A 10,534-nucleotide genomic window follows, 5' to 3' on the forward strand; every position below is an offset into this window, starting at 1 on the left:
CGGCGGCCTCGCCGCGCTGGCCAGTGACCCCGCGACAGTCGCCACCGCCCGGGAACGGCTCGCTGAGCTGCGCATCGATCCCGCCGCCGTGGCCGGTGCGGACACCGCACAGACCCGGCCCGAGGTCGTCGGCGGCGTGGTCAACCTGATCGTCGACGGCGCCCGGACCGACCTGCTGATTGTCGACACCGGACTGTTCCTCGTGCCCGGTCTGCCCCGTTCGCAGAACGGCTCGGCCAAGCGCCGGCTCGCCCGGTTCGCGGCCGCCGACGTGCCGCAGCGCGACGAGACCGCGCCGGGCAGCCGGTTCGTGCCGTTCGCCGAGGTGGCCGGCGCGACCCGGACTCGGCGCCGGAGCTGGGATCTGAGCCTGCGGGACGGCGGGACGCTCAGCGTGCGCACGGCGCTGGACTCCGACGAGCTGCCGGGTGGCTGGGCCGCGCTCGACGACGCCGTAGCGTTCCTGTCCCGTACCAGATAGTTGCCGGGCCGGCTGAACTGTTGATCGTCGGCTTCCGTGGTGAAGATAGAGACGTCATTCCGACGGGATGAGTCACGAACTTGTCACCAGGGGTCATCATGGGTGCCATGTTCGTTCGCTTACCCTTCGCCGAATTGGGTAGATGAAGGCCACTCGAAGCGGCGATGATCGTCACTGACAGGGGGGAGGGGCGCTATGGAACGGGGACCGATGGCGCTCTTCGGGGCCATCGTCGCGATCGGCCTCGGACCGGCAATGTGGCTCGGCGTGCAGTTCGGTCAGGTGACGTTGTCGCCTGAGCGTCCGCCCGCCGTGACATCCGTGCAGAACAACGTGGAGGCGCCCCGCGGCGGTTCCGGTGCGGGCGACGCACCGACCGAGGCCGAGGCGATCCGTACCGAACCGAAGTCGAACACCCAACCGCTCACCCGGACCAAGAACGCCCGCCCGGCCACGACGAAGTCGCCGTCGCCGTCGCCGTCCGATTCGGAGAAGCCGCCGACGTCACCGACCGACCCGGCCTCCTCAGAGACGCCGGATCCCGGTGGCAACGAGACGACCCCGCCGACGGAGTCGACGACCCCGCCGGACGATCCGCCGCCGGACGACGAGGACCCGGACGTGCCGCCACAGCCGCCGACCGACCCGAAGACCGAGCAGACCGCGAGCGACGTCTCACTCGTCTGACGACTGATCCACCCGGAGCCCGGGCCCGAGCGGCCCGGGCTCCGCGCTGTCCGAAGAAGAAGAGGATGGCGTGGCGGTGGACAGATACGTGCGGCTCAGACCGCGGGCCGTCTCCGCGAAGCATTCCCGCAGCTCCGGCGGATCCAGCACCTCCGCCTCCGCCCCCAGCTTCAACAACTCGATATGCCCGTGCCGCACCGATTCGATGGGCACTGTCGTGGTCAGCCACCCGTCGTCCCCGGCCGGCCCCGCGCAGGCCCGGGCCGTCCGCGCCATCTCCGGCGGGAAGACGTACGCCATCCGGTTGAGGGCCTCGGTCGTCATCCGTACGGTCGCCTGCGCCCGGTAGACCCCGCGCTCGTACTGCTCGGTCCACTCCTGCCAGAACCGGGCCAGATCAAAGTCAGCCGGTCGGTGGGCCGGCTCGTCGAGCAGTTCGGCGTCGAGGATGTTCACCACCCGGTACGCCGTGACCCGCTCCTTGAACCCGGCCACCAGATACCAGCGTCCCGCCTTCAGCACCACGCCCAGCGGAGACAGCGTCCGGGTCACCTCGCGCGGCGCCTTCCAGCGCCGGTAGCGGACCTCGATCATGCGGGCCCGCCACACCGCGTCCGCCACCGTGGCCAGGTGCGGGGTCGGCTCGTCGGCGCGGAACCAGCCCGGCGCGTCCAGGTGGAAGCGTTCGCGTACCCGGTCCGCCCGGTCGGCCAGCTCACCCGGCAGCGACGCCCGCAGCTTGAGTTCCGCGGCCGCCAGCACCGAGCCGAGGCCCAGTTCCGCAGCCGGGCCCGGCATCCCGGCCAGGAAGAGCGTGCCGGCCTCGTCGCCGGTGAGGCCGGTCAGCCGGGTGCGGTAGCCGTCGAGCAGCTGGTAGCCGCCGGCCGGACCGCGGTCGGCGTAGACCGGCACGCCGGACGCGCCGAGCGACTCGACGTCGCGGTAGACCGTCCGGACCGAGACCTCGAGCTCGGCGGCGAGTTCGTGGGCGGTCATCCGCCCGCGGTTCTGCAGCAACAGCAGCAGGGAGAGCAGCCGGGACGCGCGCATCAGCCCAGCATGGCACCGGCCGCGTGCGGTGAGCACGCGGCCGGGATGCGGGACGGGTTCAGAGGCTGAGGATGCGGTTCAGCATGTCCCGGTAGCCGCGCAGCTGCACCCGCAGCTGCTCGGTGTCCTCGGTGTCGTTGTTCAGGCCTTCACGCTGCGAGCGCAGGCTGGCGGAGAGCTTCTCGACGGCCTCGTCGACCAGCTTCGCGGCGTCGCCGGCGGCGTCCTTGGGGCTGTCGACGAAACGCAGCTGCACGTCACGCCACCGCTCCTGGAACGTCCGGGCGTCGTCCTGGTCGAACAGGCTGCCGGACTTCTCCGCAGTGCCGGCGGAGGTCGTAGCCGCGGCAGCGGTGGCGGCAGCGGCGACCGGGACGGCCGCTTCGGCGGGCGGCGTGCTGTCGATCGGCGCGCCCGTGGCGGGGTCGACGGCCTTGGGATCGTCGAAGCCACCGTCGTCCTTGAGCGGGGCGTCGTCCTTGAGCGGGGTGGTGTCGGCGGTGTTGCCGTCCGAGGCGGAGCTCTCGAGCGGGGTCTCGGTGGCCGGGTCGACGGCCTTGGGGTCGTCGAAGCCGCCCTCGTCCTTGAGCGCGGCGGACGTCGCCGGGGCCTGGTCATCAAAGGTGGTGACCGAGTCGTCCCGGTTGCCGTCGCCGTCGAGGTCGGGGCGGTCGTCGGACCGCGCGGAGACCGCGCCGGGGCCGGTGTTGCTCGTGTCGTCGAGCGGAACGTCCACCACGTCGTCCGGATCGGTGCGGTCGCGCCCGTCGCGGGTGTCCTCGGCGGTCCAGGTGGCCGGGACGGTGTCGGGTGCGGTGACGGTGCCGTGGCCGGGGTGCCGGTCTGCGTCCGAGTTGACCACGCCGTCGCCCGGGGCGACGTTGGCGTCGTCGCCGACGCCGGTGTCGGCGGCCGAGTCGCGGTCGGTCGCGTCCCACCGGTCGTTGGTCGGGTTGGCCATGGCCGACGCCGCCACCGCGCCGCCGACGGTCGACGCGCCGAAAGCGGTCGGCTGCGGGCTCGGCTCGTGGAACGGCGGCGGGTCGGTGTCCTCGCGGCGGGTCACGTCATCGACCTCCTGGTCCACGACGCCGTCCCGGTCCGGGTCGGCCGCCGTGCTGTCGGCTGGGGTGCGGTCGTCGGCTGCGGGCGGCGTGTTCGACCAGGGCGACGGCGGCCGCTGGTTCGGTACGGCCACCGGCTCGGACCGTACCCGCTCGGGCCCGTCGTCCTGGGCCTGGTCATCGCTGGACTCGCGCGCGTCGTTGGAGAAGAAACGCATGGTCGGCTCCTCAGCGGCTCGTGGCGTCGGGACGGGAGCCCGCGACGTCGCTGTCGTGGTTGTTGATCTGCTGGTTGGGGACCTTGGGCTCGTCCGCCGGGGTGCTCGCGCCCTCGCTGCGGACCGGGTTCTCGCCGAGCAGGTCGGCGAAGAGGGCACGGTAGTGGACCAGCGCCTGCCGCAGGTCCTCGGTGTCCGCCTGGCCGTTCTTGCTGCGCTCGCTGATGGCGTGGGCGTCGCGGTAGTGCTCGAGCGTGCGGGCGTGCTCGACGGAAAGGGTGGCGAGCTGGTCGTCGTAGTCGCCGGTCGGGTAGCCGCGCTCGGCGATGAGCCGGGTGGTCAGCTCGTCGGCGGTCGACACGGCGGTCTCGGGCGCGTCCACGAACTGGATCTGCACCTCTTCCCAAGCCACCGAGTACTTCGCCTTGGACTCGGCGGACAGCGGCTTGAGCTCGAGCTCGGCATGCCGCTTCTCGCGCTCGCGCAGCTCACGCTCGGCATCGGTACGGCTGTCGGCGTCGGCGACGACACGGTCGTACTCGGGCCCGAAGGTCTGCTGCAGCTTCTTGCGGCGGCCGGCCCGCACCGCGAGCAGAATCGCGGCGACGATCACCAGCACGACGATGATCAGGACGATGGTGAGCCAAGCGGACATGGCGTTCCTCCTTCTTCACCCGGAGGTATGCCCACTCAACCAGGGTCATCAATCCGATTCCAGGTGCCGGGGTGAAATCCTCCGCGGGTGCGGCTGAGCGCGGGCCCGGACCGCTTCGACCGCTTCGCGGGTGCTTTGTGGAGATCCATGGCACACCGGCGAGGTGGCTGGGAGCGCATCCATTCCGTATTCTGCCGGAGGCGCACGCAGCACCGATGTCAACGGCCGTCAATCCCTCGTCCGTGGTCACCCGGTTCAGCGTGCCGACGGTCCTGTAATCCCCTCGGGCGGAGTCTGATGCGAACCCGCAACTGGTCGATCCGTTCGAAGATCATCGCGCTGGCCGCGGTCCCGCTGACCGCTCTGCTGGCGCTGTGGGTCTTCGCCACGGGCGTGACCGCCGGCCCGGCGTTGAAGCTGCTCTCGGCGCAGACCCTGGTCGACAAGGTCGGCTCGCCCGGTGAGCGGCTGGTCGGTCAGCTCCAGCTGGAACGGCGGCTCTCTGTCGCGTACCTGTCGGACGACCAGGCCGTGCCGCCCGCGCTGGTCGCCCAGCGCGCCTCGACCGACCGCGCGGCCGCGGATTTCCGCCGCTCGGCCAGCAGCGCCGACGCCCAGGACGCCGCCGACGACGTGCTGCGCACCCGCATCCGGCAGCTCGTCTCCGACCTCGACGGCCTGAACGAGAACAGGCAGCACATCGACCGCCGCGAGGTCGACGTGCTCGGCGCGCAGAACCTCTACAACAGCATGGTGGAGTCCGGCTTCCGGATGTTCGTCGCCACCGCGGCCTTCGGCGACGAGCGGATCGACCGCAAGATCCGCGCGGTGGTCACCATCGCCCGCGGCCAGGACTACCTCAGCCGGACCAACTCCCTGGTCGGCGGCGCGCTGGCGGCCGGCGAGCTCAGCGCGCCCGCCCGCAACGACCTGGTGCAGGCGATCAGCATGTCCCGCTTCCTGCTGGCCGAGGGCGTCACCGACCTGCCCGCGCAGGACCGCACGGCATACCAGAAGCTCAGCACCGGCGCGTCGTTCAGCCGGCTCAGCGAGCTGCAGGACGAGCTGCTCAGTGACAGCCGGCCCGGCACCGCGCTGCCGATCACCGCGGCGGAGTGGCGGCCCACGTTCGACACGGCGACCCAGCAGCTGACCGCGTTCGAGGTCAACGCCGTCGCGGCGCTGCCCGGCGACGCCCGGCCGGTCGCCGTGGACGTGCTGGTCCGCCTCGGTCTGGCCGGCCTGCTCGGCCTGATCGCCTTCATCATCTCGATCATCGTGTCGGTGCGGGTCGGCCGGTCCATGGTCGGCCGGCTGACCCGGCTGCGCGGCGAGGCCCTGGAGATGGCCGGCGAGCGACTGCCGACGGTGGTCAAGCGCCTGCAACGCGGCGAGGCCGTCGACGTCGAGGTCGAGACGCCACCCCTGGAGTACGGCCGGGACGAGATCGGTCAGCTGGGCCGCGCGTTCAACGAGGTCCAGCGCACGGCCGTGCAGTCAGCGGTCGAGGAGGCGAACGTCCGCCGCGGCATCAACGAGGTCTTCCTCAACATCGCCCGGCGCAGCCAGACCCTGCTGCACCGCCAGCTGGCCCTGCTGGACAAGATGGAACGGCGCGAGACCGAGCCGGACGAGCTCGAGGACCTGTACCGCGTCGACCACCTCGCCACCCGCATGCGCCGGCACGCCGAGGACCTGGTGATCCTGGCCGGCGCCGCCCCGGGCCGCGGCTGGCGCAACCCGGTGCCGGTGATCGACGTCGTCCGCGGCGCGATCAGCGAGGTCGAGGACTACAAGCGGGTCGACATCGTCTCGGTCGAGTCGTCGGCGGTGCTGGGCCGGGCCGTCGGTGACGTCATCCACCTGCTGGCCGAGCTGCTGGAGAACGCGGCGTCGTTCTCCCCGCCGCAGACCCGGGTCCAGGTGGTCGGCCAGGTCCTGCCCAACGGGTACGCGCTGGAGATCGAGGACCGCGGCCTGGGCATGTCCCCCGAGGCGCTCGCCGAGGCCAACCGCAAGCTGCTCGAACCGCCGGACTTCGATCCCGCCGACAGCGCCCGGCTGGGCCTGTTCGTGGTGGCCCAGCTCGCCGACCGGCACGGCATCCGCGTCTCGCTGCGACCCAGCGGCTACGGCGGCGTGACAGCGGTCGTGCTGGTCCCCGGCGAGCTGGTCACGACCGGCCAGGGCCAGGCCGCACTGCCGGCCGGCCCGACCCCGCCGGACACGTCCTGGGACAGGCCGCTGGTCGGCACGGGCACTGAGGACCCGACCCGCAGCTCCCTCGGGGCGCTGCAGTGGCAGGGCACGGGCCCGGTTCCGGGAACGGTTCTGCTCCCTCCGGGCCGAGGCCGTCGCCGCTGTCCGGCAGATCGACGATCCGGACCTGGCCGCGAGCGTCCTCGCCGCCTTCGACGTGCCGGCGGTCTGGACCCGCAACGACGACGACCGGCTCTCCGCGCAGATCGTCGAGCTGGCCGAACGCACCCTGGCCGCCCTCGGCCCGGACCGGCCGGAGCAGCGCAGCCGGCTGCTCAGCACGATCGCGCTGGAGCTGCGCGGCACCACCACCGACCGCGGGGAACGGGCAGCACGGGAGGCCGAGGCCATCGCCCGGCGGACCGGGGATCCGGGGCTGCTGGCGTTCGCGCTCAACGCGCGGTTCATGCACACGTTCAGCCGGACCGGGCTGGCTCGGGAGCGGGCTGCGATCGGCGCCGAACTGGTCGCGGTGGCCGCCCGGCATGAGCTGGTCACCTTCGAGGTGCTCGGTCATCTGATCCTGGTCCAGGCACACAGCGCGCTCGGTGAGCCTGCCGTCGCCGATGCCCACGCGCAGGCGGCCGACCAGCTCGCCGAACGTTACGACCTGCCACTGGTCGGGGTGCTGACCCAGTGGTACCGCGCGCTGCGGCTGGCCCTGGACGGCCGGACCGGCGAGGCGGCGGTAGCGTACCGGGCGGCTCAGGCCAGGTTGAACGGCAGCGGCATGCCGGGGATGGCGGACGGGCTGCTTGCGCTGGCCTTGCTCAGCCTGGACCTGGACGGTGCGCCTGATGGTGACTTCGGCCCGTACGAGCCTTGGGCCCGGCCCTTGGTGCTGCTCGTCGGCGGCAGCCGGCAGCGGGCGGCCGCTGCCCTGCGCGCGGTCCCTGAATCGCCGCACGACCTGTTGTGGGAGGCGCGACTGTGTCTGGTCGCCCGCGCCGCGCTGGCCCTCGACGATCAGGACACGCTCGCCCGGGTCCGCGCGGAACTCCGCCCAGCCGCCGGCGAGCTCGCCGGAGCCGGCAGCGGCGTGATCACCCTCGGTCCAGTAACCGATTACCTGGGGCAACAAGCCCCTCGTCCATCCTGACCGATCGTTCCGGTCGACGGTCACCTCAGGGCTCCGAACAGTCAGGAATGCCCCCTACCAACGTCGATTTCCGGCCCGGGCGCCCTTCATCGCGATGCCGAACGCGAATAAGCCAGGGAGGATGCATCGGTAGGTCGATCAAGGGAGTGACCAGGCATGGCGCAGATCCACCACTTCGAGCACGGCTGGCTGACGCCGACGTTCAGCTACACGCTGTCCGTGCTGGGATCACTGCTCGGGCTGGTGTGCGCTGTCCGGCTGCGCACGGCGCCGAGCGCCGGCTGGCGCGTCTGGTGGCTCACCCTCGCGGCGGTCGCGATCGGCGGCACCGGCATCTGGACCATGCACTTCGTGGCGATGCTGGGCTTCAGCGTGGTGGGCATGCCGATCCGGTACGACGTCCCGGTGACCGCCCTGAGCGCGCTGATCGCCATCGGCGCCGTCGCCATCGGCCTGTCGATCGCCGCCCGCGGCACCAAGGTCCAGGGCGCCCGCCTGATCATCGGCGGCCTCTTCGCCGGCCTGGGCGTGGCCGCGATGCACTTCACCGGCATGTACGCGATGCACCTCGACGGCACCATCGACTACATGACCAGCCGCGTCGTAGCGGCGGTGGCGATCGCGGTGGTGGCGGCGACCGTGGCGCTGTGGCTGGCCATGACGGTGCAGCGCCCCCTGGCGATCGTGGCGTCGGCCCTGGTCATGGGCGTCGCGGTCAACGGCATGCACTTCACGGGCATGTCGGCGATGTCGGTCCACCCGGACCCCGCGGCGACCGGCGCGTCGGTGACGGGAGCGAACGCGAGCACGCTGCTCATCCCGATCGGCCTGACGGTCATCTTCGGCGTCCTGGGCCTGGTGTACGCCCTGATGGCGGCGCCGACCGAGGAGGACCGGGCGGCGGCCGCGTACCTGGCCGCGCGGCTGGAGCGCGAGAACGACGACGACCTGTACGAGCCCGCGCCGCAGCAGGGACCCAACGGGCGGCGGATGCCGACGGGTGGGGCTGCCTGGACTTTCCGGGACCGCGCGGGCCAGTAGTCGCCACTTTTCCCACGGGCGTCGATCATTTCTGATCGGCGCCCGTCGCGCATTTCAGCCTGCCGAGCGACCCCGCTCACGCCAAACGGCGGAAGGGCCAGCCGCGTTACGCGACTGACCCTTCCGACCTGACTGCTCTGGGGTGACCGACGGGACTTGAACCCGCGACCCCCGGGACCACAACCCGGTGCTCTACCAGCTGAGCTACGACCACCATGCCGCCTTGCCGCGGAACCCCGCGACGCGTGCCGGACAAGCATAGCGGCAGCACCGGCCGACTCGTCGACCGGGTTACCGCTCGGCGTGGCTCAGAGCTCCGCCGCGATCGCCCGGGCCTGGTCGACGTCCGGGCCCGGCAGCGGCACGAACACCGTGCGGCGGTAGTACTCGAGCTCGCGGATGCTCTCGCGGATGTCGGCGAGGGCCCGGTGCGCCAGGCCCTTCTGCGGCTGGCCGAAGTACACCCGCGGATACCAGCGGCGGGCCAGCTCCTTGATCGAGGAGACGTCGATCATGCGGTAGTGCAGGAAGTCGTCCAGCGCCGGCATGTCGCGGGCCAGGAAACCCCGGTCGGTGGCGATGGAATTGCCACACAGCGGCGCCGAGCGGGGATTGGGCACAAACTGCTTGATGTACGCGAGGACGGCCTCTTCGGCCTCCGCCATGGTGACGGTGGAACGGCGTACCTCGTCGGTGAGGCCGGACTTGGCGTGCATGTCACGCACGACCTCCGGCATCGCGTCCAGGGCCGCATCGTCGGCATGGATGACGAGGTCGATGCCGTCGCCGAGAACGTCGAGATCGGGACCGGTCACCAACGCGGCCACCTCGATCAGGGCATCTTTGCCCAGGTCGAGACCCGTCATCTCACAGTCGATCCACACCAGAAGATCCGCCACCCGCTCAGCCTACGCGCCGGGCGGAAACCGTGTCGCCGCGTCCGCCGTACCCACCCGCCGGGGACACCACACCCGCACCGGGCACGTTCACCCTGGATTGTCCGTATTAGCCCCAGGACTACCCAGTTCGGCCGTGCAGGGGTTAAAGTGTGCTTAACGGACGAAGCCCCCCTTCGGTTACTCCGTTCCCCCGGTAAAAGGGCCCTCCGCGTCGGCAGCGCGGAGGGCCCTTTTCGGATATCTGAAGTTGTGCACCGACCACTGGGCGGCCGCAACCCTTCTAAGGGTCACGGCCGCCCCGGCTTACGCCCGATCAGTCCTTGGAACGCGAGCCACCCTTACGCGGCGGCCGGGTGACCTTGATCGGCGGCTCCTGGGTAGCCGGATCAGGCGCGGGCAGCCCGGAAGCAGTGACATTCTTCCGCCGCCGCCGAGCGGCCGAGTCACCCCCGAGCAACTCCGCAACCTCAGCCTTGTACGCCGCCAGCCGCGAAAGCGAACCGTCCGGCTTGCGCTTGCCCTTGTCGCCCTTGTCCGCCTCGGCCTGCCCAACCTCAGCCTTGCCCGACTCGGCCTTGTCCCGCTCGGCCTTGTCCGCTTCGACCTGGTGTGCCTTGGCCCTGTCAGCGTCGACCCCGGTCGACTTGGCCTTATCGGTCGCTTCCGCGCCATCGGCCGGGCGGGTGTCAGCCAGGCGAGCATCCGCCGGGCGGGTGTCAGCCGGGCTGGCATCCGCTGGGCGGGTGTCAGCCAGGCGAGCATCCGCGGGACGGGTGTCGGCCGGGCGGGTGTCCGCCGGGCTGGCATCCGCTGGACGGGTGTCGGCCGGACGGGTGACAGTGTTCGGCTGAGCCTGCGCGCTGGTCGGACGGGCACGCTGCTCGGTGATGTGCGGATCAGATTTCCCAGCCTTGACCGCCTCCGCCGCGGCCGTCTCCGCCTGGGTCGCCTCGGCCCGGATCCGCTCCGCCGGCATCGGCTCTGACCGCGCCGTCGCTGGCTTCGTCGCCTCGGCCCGTGTCGTCTGAGCCACAGTCGGCTCCGTTCGCGGGGCCGGGCTGCTCGGCGTGTTCTGCCTCGC

9 protein-coding genes, 1 tRNA gene and 1 pseudogene are annotated in these 10,534 nt (G+C 71.6%); 5 read left to right on the forward strand and 6 right to left on the reverse strand.

Translation table 11 applies throughout. The features are described from left to right. Nucleotides 1-481 (forward strand): annotated as a pseudogene (locus AB0C29_RS17835) (peptidase); the annotation flags it as partial. A 195-nt stretch (nt 482-676) separates the two neighbouring features. Continuing rightward, on the forward strand, nt 677-1,168 hold the full coding sequence (locus AB0C29_RS17840) for a hypothetical protein (protein ID WP_360821395.1): 492 nt from the start codon (nt 677-679) through the stop codon (nt 1,166-1,168). On the opposite strand, the gene AB0C29_RS17845 is transcribed toward AB0C29_RS17840, so the two are convergent. The 3 genes from AB0C29_RS17845 to AB0C29_RS17855 are packed head-to-tail and all read right to left on the reverse strand — an operon-like array spanning nt 1,157 to nt 4,155. Then, a complete protein-coding gene (locus tag AB0C29_RS17845) occupies nt 1,157-2,218 on the reverse strand; it encodes a WYL domain-containing protein (protein ID WP_360821397.1) in 1,062 nt (353 codons plus the stop codon). The two genes, AB0C29_RS17840 and AB0C29_RS17845, sit on opposite strands and share 12 nt — an antisense overlap. A 58-nt stretch (nt 2,219-2,276) precedes the next feature. After that, nucleotides 2,277-3,500, reverse strand: coding sequence for a hypothetical protein (locus AB0C29_RS17850; RefSeq protein WP_360821399.1), 1,224 nt, complete (start codon nt 3,498-3,500; stop codon nt 2,277-2,279). Nucleotides 3,501-3,510: 10 nt separating this feature from the next. Further along, nucleotides 3,511-4,155 (reverse strand): hypothetical protein, encoded by a 645-nt coding sequence (locus tag AB0C29_RS17855; RefSeq protein ID WP_360555013.1) that lies wholly within the window; start codon nt 4,153-4,155, stop codon nt 3,511-3,513. Nucleotides 4,156-4,452: 297 nt separating this feature from the next. Between AB0C29_RS17855 and AB0C29_RS17860 the strand changes: the two genes are divergently transcribed. The 3 genes from AB0C29_RS17860 to AB0C29_RS17870 all read left to right on the forward strand — a co-directional run bounded on the left by AB0C29_RS17860 (nt 4,453) and on the right by AB0C29_RS17870 (nt 8,554). Next, nucleotides 4,453-6,903: a sensor histidine kinase gene (locus AB0C29_RS17860; RefSeq protein WP_360821401.1), complete on the forward strand. Its 2,451-nt coding sequence runs from the start codon at nt 4,453-4,455 to the stop codon at nt 6,901-6,903. Beyond that, nucleotides 6,821-7,513 (forward strand): hypothetical protein, encoded by a 693-nt coding sequence (locus AB0C29_RS17865; protein WP_360821402.1) that lies wholly within the window; start codon nt 6,821-6,823, stop codon nt 7,511-7,513. Before AB0C29_RS17860 ends, AB0C29_RS17865 begins: the two co-directional genes overlap by 83 nt. 156 nt (nt 7,514-7,669) lie before the next feature. After that, a complete protein-coding gene (locus tag AB0C29_RS17870; RefSeq protein WP_360821404.1) occupies nt 7,670-8,554 on the forward strand; it encodes an MHYT domain-containing protein in 885 nt (294 codons plus the stop codon). 138 nt (nt 8,555-8,692) lie between these two features. Here the strand turns inward: AB0C29_RS17870 and AB0C29_RS17875 are convergent. From AB0C29_RS17875 to AB0C29_RS17885, 3 genes are all read right to left on the reverse strand, one after another. Beyond that, nucleotides 8,693-8,768, reverse strand: a tRNA-His gene (locus AB0C29_RS17875). 94 nt (nt 8,769-8,862) lie between these two features. Next, nucleotides 8,863-9,453 carry an oligoribonuclease gene (orn, locus tag AB0C29_RS17880; protein ID WP_360555146.1) on the reverse strand — a complete coding sequence of 197 codons (591 nt, stop codon included), beginning with the start codon at nt 9,451-9,453 and terminating at the stop codon, nt 8,863-8,865. Nucleotides 9,454-9,766: 313 nt separating this feature from the next. Next, nucleotides 9,767-10,429 carry a hypothetical protein gene (locus tag AB0C29_RS17885; protein ID WP_360821406.1) on the reverse strand — a complete coding sequence of 221 codons (663 nt, stop codon included), beginning with the start codon at nt 10,427-10,429 and terminating at the stop codon, nt 9,767-9,769. Nucleotides 10,430-10,534: the final 105 nt, after the last annotated feature.

Source organism: Actinoplanes sp. NPDC048791 (genome assembly GCF_040650095.1).
In the GTDB taxonomy this organism is placed as follows: domain Bacteria; phylum Actinomycetota; class Actinomycetes; order Mycobacteriales; family Micromonosporaceae; genus Actinoplanes.